Consider the following 24,238-nt stretch of genomic DNA (forward strand, 5'->3'; position numbering starts at 1 on the left):
GCTGGAGCGGCCGATACAACAGTCAATGGACCAGCGACTAGAGACTCGGGGTGACAACATGGATCAGTCGGTTGACGTACTCATCATCGGCGCGGGCCCGGGCGGCCTCACCGCCGCCTATCTTCTGACCAAGCAGACCGACCTTTCGGTCGCGCTCGTCGAGAAAGATCCTCGCTATGTCGGTGGCATCAGTCGCACCGAACAGTTCGACGGCCACTGCTTCGACATCGGGGGACACCGCTTCTTCTCGAAGTCCCCGGACGTTGTCGCACTGTGGCACGAACTGCTCCCGGACGACTTCATCGAGCGGCCACGCAGCTCGCGCATCTTCTACCGGAACAAGTTCTACCGCTACCCGCTCGACGGAATCGAGGCCTTGCTCAATCTCGGCATCGTGGAAAGTACTCGCTGCGTGCTTTCGTACGTCGCCGCGCGCATCAAGCCGTGCCCGCACCCGAAGTCCTTTCATCAGTGGGTCGCCAATCAATTCGGAGAACGGCTGTTCTCGATCTTCTTCAAGACCTACACGGAAAAAGTCTGGGGCATGTCATGCGACGAGATTTCGGCGGACTGGGCCGCGCAGCGCATCAAGGGCCTGAGCCTGTCTACCGCCATCGTCAGTGCCGTCAAACGCTCACTCGGCATCCGGTCGAGCAAGACCGACGTCAAGACCCTGATCGAATCCTTCCACTACCCGCGCCGTGGCCCCGGCATGTTGTGGGAAGCTGCCGCCCGGAAATTTCAGGATCAGGGTGGACAGCTGATGATGGGACAAGCGGCCGGCGCGATGCAGTACGACAGTCGCGCGCGGCGCTGGCTCGTCGAAACCGTCGGCAAGGACGGCCAGATCAATCGCATCAGCGCGCGTGACGTGGTGTGCACCGCGCCGCTGCGCGAAACGCTCAACGCGATTTCGCCCCGTCCGACGTCCGCGGCTGCCGCGTCGAGGCTGCAGTATCGAGACTTCATCACGGTCGCGCTGATACTCGACCGGCCCGCCACGTTCACGGACAACTGGATCTACATCCACGACCCGTCCGTCAAGGTCGGGCGCATCCAGAATTTCGCGTCGTGGTCGCCTGAGATGGTGCCCGACGCGACGACCGGCGGCTGCCTCGGGCTCGAGTACTTTTGCTTCGATGGCGATTCGATGTGGGAAAGCGGCGATGCCGACCTCACCGAACTCGCGATCGATGAACTCGAGAAAGTCGGTCTTGCGACCCGCGATCAGATTCGCGGATCGCGCGTCGTTCGTCAGCCGAAGGCGTACCCCGTGTACGACGACGATTATCGCGACATCGTCGATCAGGTCCGCGCGGATCTGGTTGAGCATTATCCGAACCTGCATCTCGTCGGCCGTAATGGCATGCACAAGTACAACAATCAGGACCATGCAATGATGACCGCGATGTTGACCGTCGAGAACATCGTCGCCGGGTACAAGCTTCGCGACGTCTGGGCCGTCAACGAGGACGCGGAATATCACGAGAGCGGTAGTGAACCGCAAGTCAGTACATCGGGGTTGCGCGCTGTCCCGACCCGCACGGTTCAGTGGGGGCAGAAATGATGTTTTCCGCTTATTTCTTCGTAAGTGCCTTGTCGCTCGTCACGGACTGGTCGCTCTTCCTCACGCTGAGCTCGGCCATGCAGATCGATGCCGGGATTTCGGCATGGATGGCGTACCTGATCGGGGGCGTCTTGAATTACGTGCTTTCGCGCCGCTTCGTGTTCCACTCGGACGCGACCGGCCGCCGGCAGATCGGCGAGGCGCTGCTGTTCGCCGCGAGCTGCGGGCTGGGTTCGCTGCTGACCGGCGGCATCGTGCACATCGCGGCGACACTGCTCGGCAATATTGCCGCGAAGTGGATCGCGGTCGTGGTCAGTTTTGTCACGCTCTATGTGATCCGCAGGGTCGCCGTATTCCGGGTGCCGGGCGCGCGTGCTACGGCCGCGATTCTGGCGACCGAGCGCCAGGAAGTTGACCGGGACGTGTGTGTCAAGGCAACGGTGCGTTGAGGGTGGGCGGAGGGCGTTGAAGTTCGCGAGCGATCCCGGCCAGCCCCCGGCGTGACCCTCGACCCGCTCTTCGGTCGAGCGCACCGGGATGCCGTGCCCGGCGATCGGCGCGAGCATGCAGCGCGCGAGCCAGACTACGTTGTTGCGCCGCGCGGTGTAGACCGTCGGCGATGCAGCCGCGCCGCATGGTGCAAGCGGCAAACGTACCGCCGTCCTCAACCGCCTTCGACGAGCCGCATCACGATGCGCCTGGCCGATTCGAGATGCGCGACCGTCATCGAGCGCGCCGCACGCGCATTGCGGTCGCGGCACGCCTGCAGGATCTCCTCGTGCTCGACCTGGAACGAGGGCGTATCCGCGAGCAGCGTGGCTTGCAGGCGCTCGTACCGTTCGACCTGGCTGCGCAGTTCCGCGATCGTCTTCAACTGCCGCGCGTTGCCGCAGCACGAATACAGCAGCGCGTGGAATTCGCGGTTCAGTTCGCCCTGCCGGCGCGCCACGGCCGCATCGCCAAGCAAGCGATGGACGAATTCGGCGCGCGCGAGCGTCTCGTCGTCGAGCCGCTTCACGCTCCGGTAGATCGCATCACCTTCGAGCAGCGTGCGCAGGTCGTAGATTTCCTGCACGTCGGACGCGGTCAGCATGCGCACGACAGCGCCGCGATTCCTGAAGATGTCCAGCAATCCTTCGCGTTCCAGGCGCTGGATCGCCTCGCGCATCGGAATCCGGCTGATGCCGAACCGGTCGGCCAGGTCGCGCTCGACGAGCCGCTCGCCGGCTTCCAGCTCGCCGTTGATGATCATGTCCCGCAACGAGGCGGCCACGGCGTCCGCCGTGGAATCGAGTTTGGCTTCCATGCCTGCGTGTTCCATCAATTTGGAATAATGGTATACCAAACGGGAATCCAATGCCAAAATGGCGAGCACAGGCGGGCTACGCACAACGCAATCCGGCCCGGTCGAAGCAACCCACATCAATGGAGAGCGAGATGGCATCCGGCGAACACAAATATCGCGTCGCAGTCGAGTGGACGGGCAATCGCGGCACCGGCACGTCGGGGTATCGCGAGTACGGGCGGGATCACGTGATCCGGGCCGGTTCCAAGCCGGACATTCCCGGTTCGTCGGACCCGGCGTTTCGCGGCGATGCCGCGCGCTGGAATCCGGAAGACCTGCTGCTGGCGTCGGCATCGGCGTGCCACAAGCTCTGGTACCTGCATCTGTGCTCCGATGCGGGGATCCGCGTGCTCGCCTATGTCGACGACGCGGAAGGCACGATGATCGACAGCCCCGATGCGGGCCGCTTCACGGACATCGTGCTGCGCCCGCGCGTGACGATCCAGGCCGGCGACGATCTTGAGCGGGCGGAACATCTGCATCATGACGCGCACGCGCAGTGCTATATCGCGAACTCGGTCAATTTTCCGATCCGCTGCGAACCGGTCGTCGTGTTCGCCGCCGCGTGATGCCGACACCCGCCGAACGAAATCGACGATGAAGCTCTTCTACTACCCCAGCAATGCCAGCATGGCGCCGCACTTCGTGCTGGAAGAAATCGGCAAGCCGTTCGAACTCGAATTCGTCGACCGCACGCACGACCAGCACAAGTCGCCGGACTACCTCGCGCTCAATCCGAACGGGCTCATCCCGGTGCTGATCGACGGCGACCTGGTGCTGTACGAAGCCGCCGCCATTTGCCTGCATCTCGCCGATACGCACCCGGAGCAGCGGCTTGCGCCGGAACTCGGCACGCCGGAACGCGCGCAGTGCTACAAATGGCTCATGTGGCTCACCAATACGCTTCAGACGACGCTGCTCGCGTACTTCTATCCGGAGCGCTGGGTCGACGTGGGCAACGCGGCGGGCGCCGCGCAGGTGAAGGCGCACGCGGAGGCGAAAATCGCGGCGCTGCTGGATCAGCTCGACCGTCAACTGGAAACGAGCGGCGGCCCGTGGCTGCTCGGCGCGCGCTACACGGTGCTCGATCCGTATGCGCTGATGCTGTGCCGCTGGACGCGCGGCTTTGCCGAGCCGGCGCGGCAGCGGCCGATACTGGGCGGCTATCTGCAGCGCGTGCTCGCGCGCCCGGCGATCCAGCGGGCGTTGCAGACCGAAGGGCTCGCGCAGCCCTGGGTGTAACGCGTGACCGGGGCCGCGTGCGCGTCAGCCGGCGCGCATCGGTTCCGGGCAATCCGGAGACGGCTACGACGCCGCGTCGCCCGCGCGAGCGTCACAGTTCGACGCCATACACCTCCCGCGCGGCCGCGCGGATCGCATCGGCCATCACCGCGACGGCCGGCGAATGCAGCCGGTCGGTGCGCGTGATGATCCCGAAATCGTCCATCCGGCAATCCATCTGCAGCGGCAGCACCGTGACGATCCCGTGCCGCGCATAGTAGCGCGCGACGTCCTCGGCGAGCACCGCGATCATGTCGCTCTGTTCGAGCAGTTGCGTGATGAACAGCAGCGCGGATGTCTCGACGAGGTTCGCCGGCGGCGCGAGGCTCGCGCGCTGGAACACGAGTTCGAAGCGGTGGCGCAGCACGCTGCCGGCCGGCGGCACGACCCACGCGGCGCGCTGCACGTCCGCGAGCGACAGCGGCGCCTGCGCGAGCAGCGGATGGCCCGGCCGCACGACCGCAGCCACCGGTTCGCCCGTCAGCGGTTCGTAGCGCAGGTGCAGCTTGTCGTGTTCGGCGGAGAGCCGGCCGAGCACGATGTCGATCTTCTCCTGCGCGAGATGTTCGAGCAGCACGTTGCTGGTGTCGATCTCGACCGACACGTGCAGGCCGGTATGCGTGCCCTTCACGGCGGCGACGGCTGGCGGCACGAGCCGCAGGCCCGGCGACGTGATCGCGCCCACCGCCACGTGCCCGAGGTGGCCGGCCTTCAGCGCGGCCAGCTCCTCGTGCGCCTGGTCGAGGCTGCCGAGCGCCGCGCGCGCGTGGCGGATCAGCGCGTCGCCGTACAGCGTCGGCCGCATCCCGCGCGGCAGGCGCTCGAACAGCACCGCGCCGATCGATTCCTCGAGTTCGCGCAGCAGCTTCGATGCGGCCGGCTGCGTCATGTTCAGCGCGGCCGCCGCGCGGTGAATGCTGCCTTCGTCGGCGAGCGCGACGACCAGCAGAAGCTGGCGCGTCTTCAGGCGGCCACGGTTTCCCCACGGGCTGGCATCGGGCATCGTACGGGTTTATATCGATATCGAAACCGATATCGTAATCGCCCAAAACGTCATTAGCGAGTTATCAAAATTCTGCCTAGACTGCGCCGGTACCCGTCACCACAGGACTGACGATGTCGGCAACAAAACCCAGGCTGCGCTCCGCCCAATGGTTCGGCACGAACGACAAGAACGGCTTCATGTACCGGAGCTGGATGAAGAACCAGGGCATCCCCGATCACGAGTTCGATGGCCGGCCGATCATCGGCATCTGCAATACGTGGTCCGAACTGACGCCGTGCAACGCGCACTTCCGTAAGCTCGCCGAGCACGTGAAGCGCGGGATCTCCGAGGCGGGCGGCTTCCCGGTCGAATTCCCGGTGTTCTCGAACGGCGAATCGAACCTGCGCCCGTCGGCGATGCTTACGCGCAACCTCGCGTCGATGGACGTCGAGGAAGCGATCCGCGGCAATCCGATCGACGCGGTCGTGCTGCTCGCCGGCTGCGACAAGACGACGCCCGCGCTGCTGATGGGCGCCGCGAGCTGCGACGTACCGGCGATCGTCGTGTCGGGCGGCCCGATGCTGAACGGCAAGCTGGAAGGCCGGAACATCGGCTCGGGCACGGCCGTGTGGCAACTGCACGAAGCGCTGAAGGCCGGCGAGATCGACCTGCATCACTTCCTGTCGGCCGAAGCCGGGATGTCGCGCTCGGCCGGCACCTGCAACACGATGGGCACCGCGTCGACGATGGCGTGCATGGCCGAGGCGCTCGGCGTCGCGCTGCCGCACAACGCGGCGATTCCGGCCGTCGATTCGCGCCGCTACGTGCTCGCGCACATGTCCGGCATCCGCATCGTCGAGATGGCGCTGGAAGGGCTCGTGCTGTCGAAGATCCTCACGCGCGCGGCGTTCGAGAACGCGATCCGCGCGAATGCGGCGATCGGCGGCTCGACCAACGCGGTGATCCACCTGAAGGCGATCGCGGGTCGCATCGGCGTGCCGCTCGAACTGGAGGACTGGATGCGCATCGGCCGCGACACGCCGACGATCGTCGACCTGATGCCGTCGGGGCGCTTCCTGATGGAAGAGTTCTATTACGCGGGCGGGCTGCCGGCCGTGCTGCGCCGGCTCGGCGAAGGCGGGCTGCTGCCGAACCCGGACGCGCTCACCGTGAACGGCAAGTCGCTGTGGGACAACGTGCGCGAAGCGCCGAACCATGACGACGAGGTGATCCGTCCGCTCGACCGGCCGCTGATCGCGGACGGCGGCATCCGCATCCTGCGCGGCAATCTCGCGCCGCGCGGCGCGGTGCTGAAGCCGTCGGCGGCGAGCCCCGAACTGCTCAGGCATCGCGGCCGCGCGGTCGTGTTCGAGAACTTCGAACACTACAAGGCGACGATCAACGACGAGGCGCTCGACGTCGACGCCAGCTCGGTGCTCGTGCTGAAGAACTGCGGGCCGCGCGGCTATCCGGGGATGGCCGAGGTCGGCAACATGGGGCTGCCGCCGAAGCTGCTGCGCCAGGGCGTGAAGGACATGGTGCGGATTTCCGACGCGCGGATGAGCGGCACCGCGTACGGCACGGTCGTGCTGCACGTCGCGCCGGAGGCCGCCGCCGGCGGGCCGCTCGCGGCCGTGCGCAACGGCGACTGGATCGCGCTCGACTGCGAGGCCGGCACGCTGCATCTCGACATTGCGGATGACGAACTGCAGCGCCGCCTGTCGGACGTCGATCCGACCGCGGCGCCGGGCGTGGCCGGCCAGCTCGGCAAGGGCGGCTACGCACGGCTGTACATCGATCACGTGCTGCAGGCCGACGAGGGGTGCGACCTCGACTTCCTGGTCGGCATGCGCGGCGCGGACGTGCCGAGCCATTCGCATTGAGCACGACGAAGCGCCGCGCGAGCCGGCACGGCACGCGCGCGGCGATGAACAGGCGCAGCAGGACAGACCGGTGACGACGCCGGCGCAGCCCACCCTTGGAGACAGCATGACGACGCAACAACCGTCCGCGACATCGGCCACGCCTCGGCCCGGCATGCCGGCCGCCATCGACGAGCGGCATCTGATGCGCGTGCTCATACGCAAGCTGGTGCCGTTTCTCGCGCTGATCTACGTGGTCGCGTACGTCGATCGCACGGTCGTCGGCTTCGCGAAGCTGCACATGAACGCGGCGATCGGTTTGAGCGACGCGGCGTACGGGCTCGGTGCTGGCCTGTTCTTCATCGGCTACTTCCTGTGCGAGGTGCCGAGCAATCTCGCGTTGGGCCGCTTCGGCGCGCGTGTGTGGTTCGCGCGCATCCTCGCGACGTGGGGCGTGATCACGATGGCCACGGCATTCGTGCAGGGGCCGACCAGTTTCTACGTACTGCGCTTCCTGCTGGGGGCAGCCGAGGCCGGCCTGTATCCGGGCATTCTCTATTTCCTCACGCAGTGGTTCCCGATGCGCGATCGCGCGCGGGTGATCGGGCTGCTCGTGCTCGCGCAGCCGGTCGCCGGCATCGTGACGGGCCCGCTTGCAGGGTGGCTGTTGTCGACGCACGGGCTGTTCGGCCTGTCGAACTGGCAGACGCTGTTCGTCGTCAGCGGTCTGCCGGCCGTGTTGCTCGTGTGGCCGACGCTGCGGCTGCTGCCCGATTCACCCGATCGCGCCCGCTGGCTGAACGATGCGGAACGCCGCTGGATCGCCCGCCAGCTTGCCGCCGATCGCGATACCTATCGCCCCGACACGCACCGCAATCCGCTCGCGGCGCTGCGCGACCGGCGCGTGCTGCTGCTCGCCGCGCTGTTCCTGCCGTTTCCGCTGTGCATCTACGGGCTGTCGCTGTGGCTGCCGACGATCATCAAGGCGTTCGGCACGGGCGATGCGGCGACGGGCCTGCTGTCGGCCGTGCCGTACCTGTTCGCGGTGGTCGGCCTGCTGGTCGTGCCGCGCCATTCGGACCGCACGCGCGAACGCTACTGGCACATCGTCGTCGTGTCGGCCGCGGCCGCGCTGACGATGGCCGCGAGCGCATGGGTGCGGCAGCCGGCACTGCAGTTCCTGTTCATCTGCCTCACGGCGTTTTCGCTCTATTCGATCCAGGCCGTCGTGTGGGCGCTGCCCGGCGAGTTCCTGACCGGTACGAGCGCGGCGGTCGGCATTGCCGCGATCAATTCGCTCGCTAATCTCGGCGGCTATGTCGGGCCGTACGGAATCGGCCTGATCAAGCAGGCGACCGGCAGCCTCGCGGCCGGCCTGTATTTTCTCGCGGCGACGCTGCTGTTCGCGGTGCTGATCACGTTCGTGGTCCGTGCGGCGCTGCGCACACCGCAACCCAGCGACGGCGCGCTCGCCCGCGAATCGTGATGCCTTGCGGCGACGCATCGTCTTGACTGACGCAGGACCCGAACCATGACATCGAGCAGCACGCCGCGCTACCGCGGCATCTTCCCCGTCGTTCCGACGACGTTTACCGACACCGGCGAGCTCGATCTCGCGAGCCAGAAGCGCGCGGTCGATTTCATGATCGACGCGGGCTCGGACGGGCTGTGCCTCCTCGCGAACTTCTCCGAGCAGTTCGCGATCACCGACGATGAACGCGACGTGCTCACGCGCACGATCCTCGATCACGTCGCGGGACGTGTGCCGGTGATCGTCACGACGTCGCACTACAGCACGCAGGTATGCGCCGCGCGCAGCCTGCGCGCGCAGCAGCTCGGCGCCGCGATGGTGATGACGATGCCGCCGTATCACGGTGCGACGTTCCGCGTGCCGGAAGCGCAGATCGTCGATTTCTATGCGCGCGTGTCCGATGCGATCGACATCCCGATCATGATCCAGGACGCGCCTGCGAGCGGCACCGCGCTCTCCGCACAGCTCCTCGCGCGGATGGCGCGCGAGATCGAGCAGGTCGCTTACTTCAAGATCGAGACGCCGGGCGCCGCGAACAAGCTGCGCGAGCTGATCCGCCTGGGCGGCGACGCGGTCGAGGGGCCGTGGGACGGCGAGGAGGCGATCACGTTGCTGGCCGACCTGCATGCGGGCGCGACCGGCGCGATGACGGGCGGCGCATACCCGGACGGCATCCGGCCGATCCTCGCAGCCTTCCGCGCAGGCCGGCACGACGACGCGTTCGCGCATTACCAGGCGTGGCTGCCGCTGATCAACCACGAGAACCGCCAGTCCGGGATCCTGACCGCGAAGGCGCTGATGCGCGAAGGCGGCGTGATCGCGTGCGAGCGGCCGCGGCATCCGATGCCGGAACTGCATCCGGACACGCGTGCGGAGCTGATCGCGATCGCGCGCCGGCTCGATCCGCTCGTGTTGCGCTGGGCGCACTGAGCGACGCAGGAGGAACGCACGATGAGCGACGCGATTTCGTTGGGCGTGGTCGGGATCGGCAAGATCGCGCGCGACCAGCATCTGCCGGCGATCGATGCCGAACCGGGCTTCAGGTTGACCGCGTGCGCGAGCCGTCACGCGGAAGTCGCCGGCGTGCGCAACTACCCGGATCTCGGCGCGCTGCTCGCGGCCGAACCCGGTCTCGACGCCGTGTCGCTGTGCGCGCCGCCGCAGGTGCGCTATGCGCAGGCACGCGCGGCGCTCGAAGCCGGCAAGCACGTGATGCTCGAGAAGCCGCCGGGCGCGACGCTCGGCGAAGTGGCGGCGCTGGAGGCGCTCGCGCGCGAGCACGGCCTCACGCTGTTCGCGACCTGGCATTCGCGCTGCGCGAGTGCGGTGGAGCCCGCCCGCGCATGGCTCGCGACGCGCGCGATCCGCGCGGTGCAGGTGCGCTGGAAAGAAGACGTGCGGCGCTGGCATCCGGGGCAACAGTGGATCTGGGAGCCGGGCGGCCTCGGCGTGTTCGATCCGGGCATCAATGCGCTGTCGATCGTCACGCGGATCCTGCCGCGCGAGCTGGTGCTGCGCGAGGCGACGCTGATCGTGCCGAGCGACGTGCAGACACCGATCGCGGCCGAACTCGATTGCGCGGATACCGACGGCGTGCCGGTGCGCGCGGAATTCGACTGGCGGCATGGCCCGGTCGAGCAATGGGAGATCGCGGTCGACACGGCCGACGGCGTGCTCGCGATCAGCCGCGGCGGCGCGCAGTTGTCGATCAACGGCGAGCCGGTCGAGATCGGCCCCGAGCGCGAGTACCCGGCGCTGTATGCGCAGTTCCGCGCGCTGATCGCGCGCGGCGAAAGCGACGTCGACGTGCGGCCGCTGCGGCTCGTCGCCGACGCATTCCTGTTCGGCCGGCGCGTGCAGACCGACGCGTTCGGCCGCTGACCATGCGGGCGCGCCGCGGCGCGATCGCACACGACGAATCATTACGGCATGAGCCGACACCAAGGAGACACCGCATGAACCGCACGATTCACACGATTCGCCGCCATACCTTGCGCGCCCTGCTGGCCGCGCTATGCACCGCGCCGCTCGGCATGCAGGGCGCCGCGCGCGCCGACGCGCCGCTGAAGATCGGCTTCCTGGTGAAGATGCCCGAGCAGGCCTGGTTCATCAACGAGCAGAACGCCGCGTCCGCGCTGGGCCAGAAGGAGAATTTCTCGGTCGTGAAGATCGGCACGCCCGATGGCGAGAAGGTGCTCGCCGCGATCGACAACCTCGGCTCGCAGGGCGCACAGGGTTTCGTGATCTGCGCACCGGACGTGCGCCTCGGCCCGGCGATCGCCGCGCGTGCGAAGCGCTACAACATGAAGTTCGTGACCGTCGACGACCAGCTCGTCGATTCGACCGGCAAGCCGCTGCCGAACGTGCCGCACCTCGGGATGTCGGCGACCAAGATCGGCAACCAGGTCGGCCAGGCGATTGCCGACGAGATGAAGCGGCGTGGCTGGAAGCCCGAGGAAGTCGGTGCGCTGCGGATCACGAACTACGAGCTGCCGACCGCGAAGCTGCGCACCGACGGCGCGACGCAGGCGTTGCTCGCGAACGGCTTCCGCAAGGAGAACATCTTCGACGCGCCGCAGAAGACGACCGACGACGAAGGCGGTTTCAGCGCGGCCGCGCCGGTGCTCGCCCGCCATCCGAACGTGAAGAAATGGGTGGTCTACGCGCTGAACGAGGAAACCGTGCTCGGCGCGGTGCGCGCGACCGAGCAGCTGCATATCCCGGCGGCCGACGTGATCGGCGTCGGCATCAACGGCGCGGGCGAGGCGTTCGCCGAATTCCAGAAGAAGGAGCCGACCGGCTTCTACGGGACGATTGCCGTCAGCTCGACGAACCACGGCAAGGACAGCACGCAGAACCTCATCGACTGGATCCGCAACGGCAAGACGCCGCCGGCCGACACGCAGACGAGCGGCAAGCTGATGACGCGCGCGAACTGGCAGGCCGTGCGCACCGAGCTCGGCATCTGAGCGCGCGACGCGAGAACGCGATGACGACGCAGACGATGACGGCCATATCCGGCAACGACGGCGGCAACGACGGCACACCGCCGCCCGGCGGCCCGCTGCTCGCGCTCGACGGCATCACGGTGACGTTCCCGGGCGTGCGCGCGCTCGACACCGTGTCGCTGTCGGTGCGCGCGGGCGAAGTGCATGGGCTGATGGGCGAGAACGGCGCGGGGAAGTCGACGCTGCTGAAGGTGCTGTCCGGCGTGAACCAGCCGCAGGCCGGCACGCTGACGCTGAACGGCACGGTGCAGCGCTTCGCGTCGACACGCGCGGCGCTGGAGGCCGGCATCGCGATCATCTACCAGGAGCTGCATCTGGTGCCCGAGCTGACGGTCGCCGAAAACCTGATGCTCGGGCAGTTGCCGAGCCGGCTCGGCGTGGTCGACGAACGCACGCTCGCCGCGCGCGCGCTCGATGCGCTGGAGCGGCTCGGCGAGCACATCGATCCGGGTATTCCGGTGAAGTATCTGTCGATCGGCCAGCGCCAGATGATCGAGATCGGCAAGGCGCTGATGCGCGACGCGCGCGTGATCGCGTTCGACGAGCCGACGAGTTCGCTGTCCGCGCGCGAGACCACGCAACTGTTCCGGATCATCCGCGCGCTGCGCGCGGAGGGCCGCGCGATCATCTACGTCACGCACCGGATGGAAGAGGTGTATGAACTGTGCGACCGCGTGACCGTGTTTCGCGATGGCCGCCGCATCGACACGTTCGATTCCGTGACCGATCTCGACCGCGACCGGTTGATCGGCTGCATGGTTGGCCGTTCGATCGAGGACGTGTACGGCTACCGGCCGCGCGCAGCCGGCGACGTGCTGATCGAGGCGAAGGGGCTCGTGGGGCCCGGCTTGTCCGAGCCCGTGTCGTTCACCGCGCGGCGCGGCGAGATCGTTGGCTTCTTCGGGCTGGTCGGCGCGGGTCGCTCGGAGCTGATGAAGCTGCTATACGGCGCCGCGCGCCCGAGCGCGGGGCACGTCGAGCTACACGGGCGGCGCGTCGCGTTCGGCAGCCCGCGCGACGCGGTGCGCGCCGGCCTCGCGCTGTGCCCGGAAGACCGCAAGCAGGAGGGCATCGTCGCGATCGCGTCGGTGGCCGACAACCTGAACATCAGCGCGCGCCGGCATTTCAGCCCGGCGCGGATGCTGCTCGACGTGCGGCGCGAACGCGAGCTTGCACAACGCTACATCGAACGGCTCGCGATCAAGACCCGCGACGGCGACACGCCGATCGGCGCGCTGTCCGGCGGCAACCAGCAGAAGGTCGTGCTCGCGCGCTGGCTGGCCGAGCGGATCGACGTGTTTTTGATGGACGAGCCGACGCGCGGCATCGACGTCGGCGCGCGCGCGGAAATCTACAACCTGTTCTACGAACTCGCGGAAGCGGGCCGCACGGTGATCCTCGTGTCGAGCGACCTGGCCGAGGTGATCGGCGTGTCGGACCGGATCGTCGTGATGAAGGAAGGACGGATCGCGGGCGAGGTCGCGAAGGCGCAGGCGACGCCCGACGCGCTGATCAAGCTCGCACTGCCGCGCTAGCCCCCCGCAACGATCAACCGGAATGCCAATGACATGAGCCAGGCCATGCAACCCCAACGCACTTCCCCGTCCCCCGATGCTGCCGCCGCGCCCGCACGCGCACGCGGCGGCATGTGGCAGCTGATCAACCGCTCCGGCATCGGAATGGTGTTTCTCGTGCTGTTCGCGACGCTGTCGCTGACCGTGCCGGACTTCCTCACGCCGCGCAACATCCAGGGCCTGCTGCTGTCGGTCACGCTGATCGGTTCGATCGCGGTGACGATGATGTTCGTGCTCGCGCTCGGCGAGGTCGACCTGTCGGTTGCGTCGATCGTCGCGTTCTCGGGCGTCGTCGCATCGACGCTGATTACCGCGACGCACAGCGTGGCGCTCGGCATCGCGGCCGGCATACTGGCGGGCGGCGCGGTCGGGCTCGTCAACGGCGTGCTGATCGCACGCTGGCGGATCAACTCGCTGATCGTCACGCTCGCGATGATGGAGGTCGTGCGCGGGCTCGCGTTCATCACGTCGAACGGCGACGCGGTGATGATCTCCGAGGAGCGCTTCTTCGAACTCGGGTCCGGCTCGTTCCTCGGTATCTCGTATCCGATCTGGAGCAACATCGTCGGCTTCGTCGTGTTCGGCTTCCTGTTGCGCAAGACGGTATTCGGCAAGAACGTGCTGGCCGTCGGCGGCAACGGCGAGGCCGCGCTGCTCGCGGGGCTGCCGGTGATGCGCGTCAAGATCACCGTGTTCGTACTGCAGGGGCTCGTGACCGGTTTCGCCGGCGTGATGCTCGCGTCGCGGATGAGCCTCGGCGATCCGAAGACGTCGGTCGGGCTCGAGCTCGGCGTGATTTCCGCGTGCGTGCTCGGCGGCGTGTCGCTGACGGGCGGCGTCGCGACGATCTCCGGCGTATTGGTCGGCGTGCTGATCATGGGTGCCGTGCAGGACGCGATGAGCCTGCTGAATGTGCCGACGTTTTACCAATATCTGATACGTGGCGGAATTCTGTTGCTCGCGGTGCTGTTCGACCAGTATCGTCGCAACCAGCGCCGCGCGATGAAGATCTGACGAAAGCGCGGCTGCCCGCGAATGCGAAAAATATCGGGAGACGGCATGCAACAGATTGATCCGGCCGGGCAGGCGACGCTGCTGGCGGACACCCGCAACACGCTCGGCGAAGGCGCGACGTGGTGCGACAGGACGCAAGCGCTGTACTGGGTGGATATCGAAGGCGCGCAACTGTGGCGCTGCCACGCGGATGGTTCGGACCTTGCACACTGGCCGATGCCCGAACGGCTCGCGTGTTTCGCACTGACGCACGATCCGGACGTGCTGCTCGTCGGGCTCGCGACGCATCTCGCGTTCTTCGACCTGCGCAGTTGCGTGTTCACGCGAATCGTCGACGTCGAGCCCGATCTGCCGACGCGGCTGAACGACGGGCGTTGCGATCCGTCCGGCGCGTTCGTGTTCGGGATGAAGGACGAGGGTAGCGAGCCGCCGCAAGCGGTCGGCGGGTTTTACCGGCTCAATGCCGACCTCACGCTCGAACGGCTCGCGTTGCCGCGGGCGGCGATCGCGAACAGCATCGCGTTTTCGCCGGACGGGTCGAAGATGGTCTTCTGCGATTCGCTCGTGCGAGAAATCCTCGTGTGCGATTACAGCCGCGCCGGTGTGGCCGGCGTGCGGCCGTTCGCACGGCTGACCGATGCGGACGGCGACCCGGACGGCTCGACGATGGACCGCGACGGCGGCTTGTGGAACGCGCAGTGGGGCGGCCGGCGGGTGGTGCGCTACGCCGCGGACGGCGTCGAGACGGAACGCATCGCGGTGCCGACCGCGCAGCCGAGCTGCGTGACGCTTGACGGCGAAGGCCGTCTGTACGTGACGAGTGCCCGCATCGGGTTGAGCGACGATGTGTTGGCCGGCGATCCGCATGCGGGCGGCGTGTTCGTCGCGCAGACGCGGCACGCGGGGATGGCGACCGCGCGGTTTGCGGGAGGGAATTGATCCGACTTTTCGATCGAACTTGAATTCAAATCAAATACTGTATATATATACAGTATGTCATTACCCGCTGATGGCCGCCAAGCGCTCAAGCAGTGCGACGGTCCTTTTGGCATTCTCGAGAGCGCCACTCAAGTCGTCGTGTCCTTGGGGTTCGGTCAATGCGGCCGAAGCCAACTGCCTCAGGCAATAGTTGATGAGTTTTGTGGGGGCGCCAAGTTTCTCCGCTTCATAACGCGATAGACAGGACTTGTCGATTCCGTGGGCGGCCGCAAACTCGGCCTGCGTCCTTTCGCCGCGTGCCCAACGGATAAGCTCACCCTGGCTTTGCGGAAGTTGCATGTAAATTGATGCTGCAATTACATTGAGTTGCTATAGTAGCATTATCAAGACGGCGTGAGGTCCTATACTTCGCACCAAGATATTTAGAGGTTCCCGATGGCTCGCTCCGACCAAGTTAAGGCTTTACTCCGCGCATATGCTGGTGACAATCACGAACATTTCTTCGCGGTTGCCATGCAAATGGCCGCCGATGAGGCTCATCGGGGACACACCAAGCTGGCTGCGGAACTGCGTGACCTTGTAGACGCAGCAAAGACTGGCAAGACCGGTGAGCAAACGACGTCGCGAGTCAAGACTTCGGCGCGGCCGACTCCTCTCGCCCAACCGAAGGGCGAACTATCAGAGCTGCTGACGGCGCAATATCCGCAGGAGCATCTTCAGCAGATGGTTCTTTCCGAGACAGTCCGGAAGAAACTCGACAGAGTTTTGCGCGAGCAGCGTCATCACGGACAATTGCGTCTCCACGGATTGAGCCCCCGTAGGAAGCTCCTGCTTGTCGGCCCGCCCGGTACGGGCAAGACCATGACTGCGGCTGCGCTTGCAGGGGAGCTTCGCTTGCCTCTGTTCACTGCGCGGTTCGACAGCCTCATAACGAAATTCATGGGCGAGAGTGCATCCAAGCTGCGTCTCGTGTTTGAGGCACTGAAGTCGACGCGCGGGGTGTACTTCTTTGACGAGTTCGATTCGTTGGGCCTACAGCGTGGCAGCCAACACGACGTTGCGGAAATGCGTCGTACTCTAAACATGTTCCTGCAGCTCATTGAACAAGACACGTCAGACAGTTTGTTGATTGCGGCAACCAATCACGGGAAGGACCTTGATGCGGCGCTGTTTCGCCGTTTCGATGACGTCATCCAGTACGATGCACCAGACGAGCAACAGATTGAAGCACTGCTCAAGAATAGCCTCGGTACGTTCGTGACGTCTAAAATTGATTTCCCTCGCCTAGCGCAAATTGGTCACGGTGAATCTCACGCTGATATCGTCAAGGCGTGCGTCGATGCACTTAAGGATGCCGTGATGGAAGGCAAGAAGATCGTCAGCCACGAAAGCGTCGCTCGCCATCTGGAAGAGCGTACTCAGGGTCGCAATTTCCGGGGGTAGGATTCGGTAAATTTTGCTGTAGACTCTTGAGCTAATAAAACTAAACCGAGAGCTAGAGAGAATGGCAGATGAACTGAAAAGTCACTTATCCGCCGACGGATATGTGACTGGGGTTAAATTTCGCTCTCCTTTGAACGTCATTCGAGAGCCTGCTCCGCAGCGGGCAGATCGAGGGGCGCACGGAGCTCGCCTGCTGAAGCAAATTGAGGAGCTCGGCGGTGAAATAGAAGAGTTGGAAGATTTGCGTGAGCAACTTGGTCTCCCACTGCGCCGAGGGATTCGCATCGCCATCGAAGTCAAGCCGCGTAATGCTTTTGACTACGGCACGGTTGAATGGGCAAAGGATGGTATCCAGCTTTCAGCCGTGATATCTCATGGTGACCATGACGTTGTCGTGTTGCACGTGCCGGATGGGAAGCTTTCGGCATTTGTTAAGCGCATTACTGAATACATTCACGAGAACAATAAGAAAAGCGGTAAGCCAAAGAATGCATCTCTAGTCAACGCGATTGAAAACATCCGACGTGCTGCATTTTCTGAACTCTGGACTGACGTGTCGAGTCCGCCCGAAGATGACGAAAATCACTGGTTCCAAGTCTGGTTGCGACACTCTGCCGGGAAAGCCGACGCTGTAGTCTCGGACTTCAGAGCGGAAGCGGCGAAGGTAGGAATTGACGTTTCGAAAGGATATGTTCAGTTTCTCGGACGCCTTGTCGTCGCCGCTTATGGAAATCGGCTCGCCTTCCAAAAAGCAGTTGAACTTCTCGATCTGATCGCAGAAATACGGTTTGTTGAGCCGAATGCTGAATTCTTCATCGGGGGACTCACTCCTAGCGAACAAGCCGACTGGATTCTCGACTTGGTTGAACGTACGACGGTTGGTGACGATGACGCTCCACATGTATGCATTCTGGATACGGGGGTGAACAATGGGCATCCGCTGCTTGAACATGCGCTCCACACGCAGGATATGCATACCTACCATCCAAATTGGCCGAAGCACGACGCTGACAGTCACGGTAGTGAGATGGCGGGTATTGCGCTCTACGGCGACTTGTCAGCAGTGCTCAATTCGACAGAGCATGTGACGCTGCCGCATCGCCTTGAATCGGTAAAGATTCTCCCGCCTGACGGAGAGAACTCACCGAAGCTTTGGGGCGCTGTCACTCTGGACTCCGTCAGCCGCGTCGAAGTCGCAAATGCCAATCGCACGCGGGTGTTCGCAATGATGACAACCTCCGTAGGTCATGTTGAGGGCAATCCATCTGAATGGTCCGCGACCATCGACCAGTTAGCTTTCGGTCGTGCGGTATTAGACGTGCCGGCGCTGAAGGCGATGTTTAAAGCCAAAGGGAAAATTGAGGAAAATCCACGCGTCCCACGACTCTTTGTTCTCTCCGCAGGCAACGTGGATTGGCCGGAATGGGCCGAGTATCCGAACGTGAATGCTAAAAGCCCGGTTCAGAATCCTGCGCAGGCTTGGAACGCCTTGACCGTCGGAGCATGTACCGATCTTGTTGAGATCGATACCAAGAAGCACAACGGACACACGGCAATTGCTGAACGTGGCCTCCTTTCCCCATCCTCCACTACGTCGATGATTTGGGCAGGTTCTGTTTGGCCATTCAAGCCCGACGTCGTTGCGGAGGGTGGTAATGGCTCGCTCGACAGTCTCGGCATGGTCGATATCGGACCGGAATCTTTGCGGGTCTTGACCACATCGAACACGCCTTTTGATGAGCCGTTCATCACGTCCGGCGACACGAGCGGCGCCACGGCAGAGGTCGCAAGAATTTGCGCTCATTTGCGCGCCCGCTATCCGGCATACTGGCCTGAAACGATTCGTGCGCTTGTCGTCCACGGTGCCCGGTACACACCCGCCATGCGCGCGACTTTGCCCGTGAATCTAAAGAAGGAGGACAAGGAGCAATTGCTACGCACCTTTGGCTACGGAATGGTTAGCCTTGATCATTCCGAGTTCTCGACAATCCACCGCCCGACGCTCGTTATTCAGCGGGAATTTAGCCCATATGTGCGAGGCGATAAGTCCATCACACTCGGTGACATGCAGTTGCACGAGCTGCCGTGGCCGGCGGACGAGCTTCGCGCGCTTGGCGAAACGCAAGTTGAATTGCGCATCACGCTGTCGTACTTTGTTGAACCGAACCCGAGTTCGCGCGGCTGGCAAAGCAAGTTTCGATACCAGTCCCACGCGTTACGGTTTGCAGTAAAGGCAGCAACGGAAGATGCTAGCGAGTTCCGCAAGCGGATCAACAAAGTTGAGCGGATGGAGGGCGAGGCAGGATTCACTGACCCGGATTCCAGTCAATGGTTGTATGGTCACCAACTTCGCTCGCGAGGCTCATTGCATTCTGATGTCTGGACTGGAACTGCGGCGCAGCTTGCTTCGAAATCGCATGTGGCAGTCTTCGCGGTCGGGGGATGGTGGAAAGATTGGGAGCAACTGAAGCAATGGAAGCAGAAGGCCAGATATGGCCTCGTCATATCACTTCGGGTTGCCGACACTATCGATACCGATATCTACACGCCGATTGCCGCACTTATCGAGCAAGGGATCGAGATTGATATTGATCTGGGTGACGTTCTCTGAGCACGTCTCAAGCTTGCGTTGGGCTACCGCGCATAACGCATGCTCTCAGGACGCTGGACGGATGACCTGCTGGTAAGATGGCCCGCAATTCCATCCCGCCCGCACCATGAGTTCCGCACCGACCAAACCCGCGAACCCGAAAAACGCCACGAAGAACGCCGCCCGCGCGACGGGCGACAAGCCGAAGGCGCGCGTGCAGCAGCGCCTGACCTACGTGATCGGCGGTCTCGACCGGCTGCTGCGCCGCCACATGACCGACGCGCTCGCACCGCTTGGCATCACGCTCGCGCAATACACGGCGTTGTCGGTGCTCGAGGCGCGCGGCGCGTCGTCGAACGCGCAACTGGCCGAGCGCTCGTGGATCACGCCGCAATCGGCGAACGAAGTGATGAGCGTGATGGCCGCCCGCGGCTTCGTCACGCGTGAAGCCGATCCGTCGCACGGCCGCATCATCCTGCTGACGCTGACCGACGAAGGCGCAGCGATGCTGCGTGAATGCGAAGCCGTCCTGCGCCCGCTCGAGACGCGCATGCTCGGCGACGTCTCTGCCGACACCGCCGCGGACGTGCAGCGCGCGCTCGAACTGTTCTCGCGCAACCTGCGCGGCTGACCGCCTTCCGGAACCTTCATCACGCGGGCCCGTGCGGCCCGCGTTCGCTTTGCCGGTCGCCTGACCGTTCCCCGATTCCGTCGTTTCCGCCGCTTTCCGATCCGGGTTTACACCGGCGCTCGTGCCGCTTGCAATATCAGGTAGCCTGATATTAAATGAAGCCGTCCGCAGCAGGGATGCTGCGCACCGAATCGCACAGGAACGAACGACAGGAACCGATATGAGCAAGTACGACAACCGCTGGCAGACCGTTGAAGTGAAGGTGGAGGCAGGCATCGCGTGGGTCACGCTGAACCGTCCGGACAAGCGCAATGCGATGAGCCCGACGCTCAACCAGGAGATGCTGCAGGTACTCGACGCGGTTGAGTTGGACGACGAGGCGAAGGTGCTCGTCCTCACCGGCGCGGGCGCCGCGTGGACGGCCGGCATGGACCTGAAGGAATACTTCCGCGAGATCGACGGCGGCTCCGACGCGATGCAGGAAAAGGTGCGGCGCGATGCGTCCGAATGGCAATGGCGCCGGCTTCGGATGTACAACAAGCCGACCATCGCGATGGTGAACGGCTGGTGCTTCGGCGGCGGGTTCTCGCCGCTCGTCGCGTGCGACCTCGCGATCGCGGCTGAAGAGGCGGTGTTCGGGCTGTCGGAGATCAACTGGGGCATCCCCCCCGGCAACCTCGTCAGCAAGGCGATGGCGGACACGGTCGGGCACCGTCGCGCGCTGCACTACATCATGACCGGCGACACGTTCACCGGCGTGGACGCCGCCGAAATGGGCCTCGTGAACAGCAGCGTGCCGCTCGCCGGGCTGCGCGACGCAACGATCGCGCTCGCTGCGCGGCTGATGGACAAGAACCCGGTCGTGCTGCGCGCGGCGAAGCACGGCTTCAAGCGCTCGCGTGAGCTCACGTGGGAGCAGTGCGAGGATTATCTGTACGCGAAGCTCGACCAGGCGCAGCTGCGCGATCCGGAACACGGCCGCGAACAAGGGCTCAAGCAGTTCCTCGACGACAAGACGATCAAGCCGGGCCTGCAGGCCTACAAGCGCTGACGCAACCGGACGAGAGACACGCATGGCAGGAGACAACATGACCGACAGGCGGATGCTGATCGCCGGCGAGTGGTGCGCCGCGTACGACGGGCGCACCTTCGACCGATTCAATCCCGCGACGGGCGCGCTGGCGTCGCGCGCGCCGGCGGCCGGCCTGGCCGACGTCGACGCGGCGATCGACGCCGCGCACCGCGCGTTTCCCGCATGGTCGGCACTTGCGCCGACCGAGCGGCGCCGGCTGCTGCTGAAGGCGGCCGACCTGATGGACGCGCGGATCGACGCGTTCATTGCGACCGGCGTGGCCGAAACCGGCGCGACGCCGGGCTGGATCGGCTTCAACGTGACGCTTGCGGCGAACATGCTGCGCGAAGCCGCGTCGATGACGACCCAGATCGCCGGCGACGTGATCCCGTCCGACGTGCCCGGCAACCTCGCACTCGCGATGCGCGTGCCGTGCGGCGTCGTGCTCGGCATCGCGCCGTGGAACGCGCCGGTGATCCTCGGCACGCGGGCGCTCGCGATGCCGCTCGCGTGCGGCAACACGGTCGTGTTGAAGGCGTCCGAGGCGTGCCCCGGCGTGCATGCGCTGATCGGCGCGGTGCTGGACGAAGCGGGGCTCGGCGCGGGTGTGGTCAACGTGATCACGCACGCGGCGGCCGACGCCCCCGAACTCGTCGAGCGGCTGATCGCGCATCCGCATGTGAAGCGCATCAACTTCACCGGGTCGACGCATGTCGGGCGCATCATCGCGCGACACGCGGCCGCCCACCTGAAACCGGTGCTGCTCGAACTCGGCGGCAAGGCGCCCGTGCTCGTGCTGGACGATGCCGATCTCGACGCGGCCGTCGACGCGATCGCGTTCGGCGCGTTCTTCAACCAGGGGCAGATCTGCATGTCGACCGAGCGCGTGATCGCCGCGCGGCCGATTGCCGATGCGCTCGTCGAACGTCTCGCCGCGAAGGCGCGCACGCTGGTCGCGGGCGATCCGCTGGCCGGCCATCCGCTCGGCACGATGGTCGACGCGGCGGCTGCCGCGCGTGCGGCGTCGCTCGTCGAGGATGCGCGTGCGCACGGCGCGCAGCTGCCGCTCGGCTGCCGCGTCGAAGGCGCGACGATGCAGCCGGCGATCGTCGATGGCGTGACGCGCGACATGCGCCTGTATCGCGAGGAATCGTTCGCGCCGGTCGTTGCGATCCTGCGCGCGGACAGCGACGACGAAGCGGTCGCGCTCGCGAACGACAGCGAGTTCGGGCTGTCGGCGAGCGTGTTCAGTCGCGATGTCGCGCGCGCGATGGCAGTCGCACGACGGATCGAATCGGGGATCTGCCACATCAACGGCCCGACCGTGCACGACGAGGCGCAGATGCCGTTCGGCGGCACGAAGGCGAGCGGTTATGGCCGCTTCGGCAGCCGTGCGTCGATCTCTGAATTCACCGAGCTGCGCTGGATTACCGTGCAGACCACGCCGCGTCACTACCCGATATGAGCGAGCCGACGATGAATGATGCAACGCTCGCCAGCGAGCCGGTGAACGACACGGGCGGCGTGCGTTATCGCGCGGCGGCCGTCGCCGTAGGCGCGGCCGAGATTCGTCGCGCGGAAAACGGCGCGTGGTACCTGCGCTCGCGCGAACTGCTCGGCGACTACCCGACGCGCCTGACCGACTGCCTCGTGAACGGTGCGCAAGCGCATCCCGATCGCGTGCTGGCCGCGAAGCGTGGCGCCGATGGCCGCTGGATCGAGATCACTTACGCGCAGATGCTCGAACGCGCCCGCGCGCTCGGCCAGGGCCTCGTCGATCTCGGGCTGTCGGTCGAGCGTCCGCTCGCGGTGCTGTCCGGCAACGATATCGAGCATCTGCAACTGATGTTCGCGGCGATGCTGGCCGGCGTGCCGTATTCGCCGATCTCGCCTGCGTATTCGCTGGTGTCGACCGACTACGGCAAGCTGCGTCACACGCTCGGCGTGCTGCGGCCGGGTGCCGTATTCGTCGCCGAGCGCGCGCCGTTTGCGCGTGCGCTCGACGCCGTGTTGCCGGCCGATACGACCCTGATCGTCGCGCGCGATGCCGATGCCGATGCCGATGCGCAGGGCCGGGTGGTGCCGCTCTCGCACTTGCTCGCCACCGTCCCGCGCACGATCGACGCGATCCATGCGGCGGTCGGCCCCGACCATCTTGCGAAGATCCTGTTCACGTCCGGCTCGACGAAGCAGCCGAAGGCCGTGCCGACCACGCACCGGATGCTGTGCAGCAACCAGCAGATGCTGCGCCAGACGATGCCCGAACTGACGCGCGAACCGCCGGTGCTGGTCGACTGGCTGCCGTGGAATCACACGTTCGGCGGCAGTCACAACCTCGGCATCGCGCTGTACAACGGCGGCACGCTTTATATCGACGACGGCCGTCCGGTGCCGGGCCGCTTCGACGAAACCGTGCGCAACCTGCGCGAGATCGCGCCGACGATCTACTTCAACGTGCCGAAAGGCTGGGAAGAACTGACGGCTGCGCTCGAACGCGATGCCGTGCTGCGCGACACGTTTTTCTCGCGCGTGAAGCTGTATTTCTTCGGCGGCGCGGGCCTGTCGCAGGCCGCGTGGGACCGGCTCGACCGCGTGACCCATGCGCATTGCGGCGAGCGCATCCGGATCATGGCCGGCCTCGGGATGACGGAGGCGTCGCCGTCGTGCCTGTTCACGACGGGGCCGCTGATGCGCGCCGGCTATATCGGGTTGCCCGCACCCGGCTGCGACGCGAAGCTCGTGCCGAGCGGCGGCAAGCTCGAACTGCGTTTCAAGGGGCCGAACGTGATGCGCGGCTACTGGCACGCGGACGTCGATCCGCGCGACGTGTTCGACGACGAAGGGTATTACCGCAGCGGCGACGCGGGCGTCTTTGCCGATCCGGAGCGGCCGGAGCTCGGGCTGCTGTTCGACGGGCGGCTGACCGAGGATTTCAAGCTGAGCAGCGGCACCTTCGTCAGCGTCGGGCCGCTGCGCGCGAACGCGGTGTCGAGCGGCGCGCCGTACGTGCAGGACGTGGTCGTCACCGGGATCAATCGAGACGACATCGGGCTGCTGGTGTTTCCGCGCGTCGACGCGTGCCGTGCATTGGCGGCGCTTGCCGCCGAGGCCTCGGTGGCCGACGTGCTGCGTGCGCCGGCTGTGCGCGCCGTGTTCGAGACCTGGCTCGCCGCGCTGAACCGGCATGCGAGCGGCGGCTCGACGTTCGTCGCGCGTATCCGGTTGATGGACACGCCGCCGTCGCTCGATCTCGGCGAAGCGACCGACAAGGGTTCGCTGAACCAGGCGGCCGTGCAGCAGCATCGCGCGGCGACGATCGACGCGCTGTATGACCCGGCGCGCCGCGATCCCGATGTGATTCACGCATCGGCCTAGCGATATGCATCGGTACACGTG

The 24,238-nt window shown here is 65.4% G+C and carries 21 protein-coding genes; 18 read left to right on the forward strand and 3 right to left on the reverse strand.

Features of this window, described 5'->3' with window-relative positions:
• Positions 1–25 precede the first annotated feature (25 nt).
• Together QZM67_RS09925 and QZM67_RS09930 are read left to right on the forward strand one after the other, a co-directional pair.
• Positions 26–1,567 (forward strand): NAD(P)/FAD-dependent oxidoreductase, encoded by a 1,542-nt coding sequence (locus tag QZM67_RS09925; RefSeq protein WP_301802305.1) that lies wholly within the window; start codon positions 26–28, stop codon positions 1,565–1,567.
• The gene (locus QZM67_RS09930; protein ID WP_301802308.1) at positions 1,564–2,016 is read left to right on the forward strand and encodes a GtrA family protein; all 453 of its coding nucleotides are present in this window, start codon (positions 1,564–1,566) and stop codon (positions 2,014–2,016) included. The genes QZM67_RS09925 and QZM67_RS09930 overlap by 4 nt, the downstream gene beginning before the upstream one ends.
• 215 nt (positions 2,017–2,231) lie before the next feature.
• Here QZM67_RS09930 and QZM67_RS09935 read toward each other — a convergent pair whose 3' ends face one another.
• On the reverse strand, positions 2,232–2,873 hold the full coding sequence (locus QZM67_RS09935) for a GntR family transcriptional regulator (RefSeq protein ID WP_301802311.1): 642 nt from the start codon (positions 2,871–2,873) through the stop codon (positions 2,232–2,234).
• Positions 2,874–3,004: 131 nt separating this feature from the next.
• Between QZM67_RS09935 and QZM67_RS09940 the strand changes: the two genes are divergently transcribed.
• The gene (locus QZM67_RS09940; protein WP_301802314.1) at positions 3,005–3,481 is read left to right on the forward strand and encodes an OsmC family protein; all 477 of its coding nucleotides are present in this window, start codon (positions 3,005–3,007) and stop codon (positions 3,479–3,481) included.
• A gap of 28 nt (positions 3,482–3,509) precedes the next feature.
• Entirely contained in the window at positions 3,510–4,154 is a 645-nt protein-coding gene (locus tag QZM67_RS09945) for a glutathione S-transferase family protein (RefSeq protein ID WP_043186339.1), read from the forward strand.
• Positions 4,155–4,245: 91 nt separating this feature from the next.
• Here the strand turns inward: QZM67_RS09945 and QZM67_RS09950 are convergent, their stop codons facing one another.
• On the reverse strand, positions 4,246–5,196 hold the full coding sequence (locus tag QZM67_RS09950; protein ID WP_301802318.1) for a LysR family transcriptional regulator: 951 nt from the start codon (positions 5,194–5,196) through the stop codon (positions 4,246–4,248).
• Positions 5,197–5,309: 113 nt separating this feature from the next.
• Between QZM67_RS09950 and QZM67_RS09955 the strand changes: the two genes are divergently transcribed.
• The 8 genes from QZM67_RS09955 (at position 5,310) to QZM67_RS09990 (ending at position 15,106) form a co-directional block, all read left to right on the forward strand.
• Positions 5,310–7,061 carry an IlvD/Edd family dehydratase gene (locus QZM67_RS09955; RefSeq protein ID WP_301802322.1) on the forward strand — a complete coding sequence of 584 codons (1,752 nt, stop codon included), beginning with the start codon at positions 5,310–5,312 and terminating at the stop codon, positions 7,059–7,061.
• 154 nt (positions 7,062–7,215) lie between these two features.
• The gene (locus QZM67_RS09960) at positions 7,216–8,526 is read left to right on the forward strand and encodes an MFS transporter (protein WP_301802871.1); all 1,311 of its coding nucleotides are present in this window, start codon (positions 7,216–7,218) and stop codon (positions 8,524–8,526) included.
• A gap of 45 nt (positions 8,527–8,571) precedes the next feature.
• Positions 8,572–9,501 (forward strand): dihydrodipicolinate synthase family protein, encoded by a 930-nt coding sequence (locus tag QZM67_RS09965; RefSeq protein ID WP_089451563.1) that lies wholly within the window; start codon positions 8,572–8,574, stop codon positions 9,499–9,501.
• Between the two features lie 21 nt (positions 9,502–9,522).
• Positions 9,523–10,452 (forward strand): Gfo/Idh/MocA family protein, encoded by a 930-nt coding sequence (locus QZM67_RS09970; RefSeq protein ID WP_175023740.1) that lies wholly within the window; start codon positions 9,523–9,525, stop codon positions 10,450–10,452.
• A 74-nt stretch (positions 10,453–10,526) separates the two neighbouring features.
• Positions 10,527–11,540, forward strand: coding sequence for an arabinose ABC transporter substrate-binding protein (locus tag QZM67_RS09975; RefSeq protein ID WP_301802331.1), 1,014 nt, complete (start codon positions 10,527–10,529; stop codon positions 11,538–11,540).
• A gap of 20 nt (positions 11,541–11,560) precedes the next feature.
• Positions 11,561–13,114, forward strand: coding sequence for an L-arabinose ABC transporter ATP-binding protein AraG (gene araG, locus QZM67_RS09980; RefSeq protein ID WP_301802334.1), 1,554 nt, complete (start codon positions 11,561–11,563; stop codon positions 13,112–13,114).
• 33 nt (positions 13,115–13,147) lie between these two features.
• Entirely contained in the window at positions 13,148–14,167 is a 1,020-nt protein-coding gene (araH, locus tag QZM67_RS09985; protein ID WP_301802338.1) for an L-arabinose ABC transporter permease AraH, read from the forward strand.
• Between the two features lie 45 nt (positions 14,168–14,212).
• Positions 14,213–15,106, forward strand: coding sequence for an SMP-30/gluconolactonase/LRE family protein (locus tag QZM67_RS09990; RefSeq protein WP_301802339.1), 894 nt, complete (start codon positions 14,213–14,215; stop codon positions 15,104–15,106).
• A gap of 60 nt (positions 15,107–15,166) precedes the next feature.
• On the opposite strand, the gene QZM67_RS09995 is transcribed toward QZM67_RS09990, so the two are convergent.
• Positions 15,167–15,445, reverse strand: coding sequence for an XRE family transcriptional regulator (locus QZM67_RS09995; protein ID WP_301802341.1), 279 nt, complete (start codon positions 15,443–15,445; stop codon positions 15,167–15,169).
• A gap of 96 nt (positions 15,446–15,541) precedes the next feature.
• Between QZM67_RS09995 and QZM67_RS10000 the strand changes: the two genes are divergently transcribed.
• The 6 genes from QZM67_RS10000 to QZM67_RS10025 all read left to right on the forward strand — a co-directional run bounded on the left by QZM67_RS10000 (position 15,542) and on the right by QZM67_RS10025 (position 24,217).
• The gene (locus QZM67_RS10000; protein WP_301802343.1) at positions 15,542–16,549 is read left to right on the forward strand and encodes an AAA family ATPase; all 1,008 of its coding nucleotides are present in this window, start codon (positions 15,542–15,544) and stop codon (positions 16,547–16,549) included.
• Between the two features lie 61 nt (positions 16,550–16,610).
• A complete protein-coding gene (locus tag QZM67_RS10005) occupies positions 16,611–19,160 on the forward strand; it encodes a S8 family peptidase (protein ID WP_301802344.1) in 2,550 nt (849 codons plus the stop codon).
• A gap of 106 nt (positions 19,161–19,266) precedes the next feature.
• Entirely contained in the window at positions 19,267–19,770 is a 504-nt protein-coding gene (locus tag QZM67_RS10010; protein ID WP_301802346.1) for a MarR family winged helix-turn-helix transcriptional regulator, read from the forward strand.
• A 220-nt stretch (positions 19,771–19,990) separates the two neighbouring features.
• Positions 19,991–20,821 carry a p-hydroxycinnamoyl CoA hydratase/lyase gene (locus tag QZM67_RS10015; RefSeq protein ID WP_301802349.1) on the forward strand — a complete coding sequence of 277 codons (831 nt, stop codon included), beginning with the start codon at positions 19,991–19,993 and terminating at the stop codon, positions 20,819–20,821.
• Between the two features lie 37 nt (positions 20,822–20,858).
• Positions 20,859–22,307, forward strand: coding sequence for an aldehyde dehydrogenase (locus QZM67_RS10020; RefSeq protein WP_301802354.1), 1,449 nt, complete (start codon positions 20,859–20,861; stop codon positions 22,305–22,307).
• The gene (locus QZM67_RS10025) at positions 22,304–24,217 is read left to right on the forward strand and encodes a feruloyl-CoA synthase (protein WP_301802356.1); all 1,914 of its coding nucleotides are present in this window, start codon (positions 22,304–22,306) and stop codon (positions 24,215–24,217) included. The genes QZM67_RS10020 and QZM67_RS10025 overlap by 4 nt, the downstream gene beginning before the upstream one ends.
• Positions 24,218–24,238: the final 21 nt, after the last annotated feature.

This window comes from Burkholderia sp. AU45251 (genome assembly GCF_030482905.1).
Lineage (GTDB): Bacteria > Pseudomonadota > Gammaproteobacteria > Burkholderiales > Burkholderiaceae > Burkholderia > Burkholderia aenigmatica.

Coding starts and splice junctions, on each gene's coding strand:
- QZM67_RS10000 (WP_301802343.1), top strand. CDS start 15,542: ATGGCTCGCTCCGACCAAGTTAAGGCTTTACTCCGCGCATATGCTGGT.
- QZM67_RS09955 (WP_301802322.1), top strand. CDS start 5,310: ATGTCGGCAACAAAACCCAGGCTGCGCTCCGCCCAATGGTTCGGCACG.
- QZM67_RS10020 (WP_301802354.1), top strand. CDS start 20,859: ATGACCGACAGGCGGATGCTGATCGCCGGCGAGTGGTGCGCCGCGTAC.
- QZM67_RS09940 (WP_301802314.1), top strand. CDS start 3,005: ATGGCATCCGGCGAACACAAATATCGCGTCGCAGTCGAGTGGACGGGC.
- QZM67_RS09935 (WP_301802311.1), bottom strand. CDS start 2,873: ATGGAAGCCAAACTCGATTCCACGGCGGACGCCGTGGCCGCCTCGTTG.
- QZM67_RS10005 (WP_301802344.1), top strand. CDS start 16,611: ATGGCAGATGAACTGAAAAGTCACTTATCCGCCGACGGATATGTGACT.
- QZM67_RS09965 (WP_089451563.1), top strand. CDS start 8,572: ATGACATCGAGCAGCACGCCGCGCTACCGCGGCATCTTCCCCGTCGTT.
- QZM67_RS09975 (WP_301802331.1), top strand. CDS start 10,527: ATGAACCGCACGATTCACACGATTCGCCGCCATACCTTGCGCGCCCTG.
- QZM67_RS09995 (WP_301802341.1), bottom strand. CDS start 15,445: ATGCAACTTCCGCAAAGCCAGGGTGAGCTTATCCGTTGGGCACGCGGC.
- araH (WP_301802338.1), top strand. CDS start 13,148: ATGAGCCAGGCCATGCAACCCCAACGCACTTCCCCGTCCCCCGATGCT.
- araG (WP_301802334.1), top strand. CDS start 11,561: ATGACGACGCAGACGATGACGGCCATATCCGGCAACGACGGCGGCAAC.
- QZM67_RS09960 (WP_301802871.1), top strand. CDS start 7,216: ATGCCGGCCGCCATCGACGAGCGGCATCTGATGCGCGTGCTCATACGC.
- QZM67_RS09945 (WP_043186339.1), top strand. CDS start 3,510: ATGAAGCTCTTCTACTACCCCAGCAATGCCAGCATGGCGCCGCACTTC.
- QZM67_RS09925 (WP_301802305.1), top strand. CDS start 26: ATGGACCAGCGACTAGAGACTCGGGGTGACAACATGGATCAGTCGGTT.
- QZM67_RS10010 (WP_301802346.1), top strand. CDS start 19,267: ATGAGTTCCGCACCGACCAAACCCGCGAACCCGAAAAACGCCACGAAG.
- QZM67_RS09990 (WP_301802339.1), top strand. CDS start 14,213: ATGCAACAGATTGATCCGGCCGGGCAGGCGACGCTGCTGGCGGACACC.
- QZM67_RS09930 (WP_301802308.1), top strand. CDS start 1,564: ATGATGTTTTCCGCTTATTTCTTCGTAAGTGCCTTGTCGCTCGTCACG.
- QZM67_RS10025 (WP_301802356.1), top strand. CDS start 22,304: ATGAGCGAGCCGACGATGAATGATGCAACGCTCGCCAGCGAGCCGGTG.
- QZM67_RS10015 (WP_301802349.1), top strand. CDS start 19,991: ATGAGCAAGTACGACAACCGCTGGCAGACCGTTGAAGTGAAGGTGGAG.
- QZM67_RS09970 (WP_175023740.1), top strand. CDS start 9,523: ATGAGCGACGCGATTTCGTTGGGCGTGGTCGGGATCGGCAAGATCGCG.
- QZM67_RS09950 (WP_301802318.1), bottom strand. CDS start 5,196: ATGCCCGATGCCAGCCCGTGGGGAAACCGTGGCCGCCTGAAGACGCGC.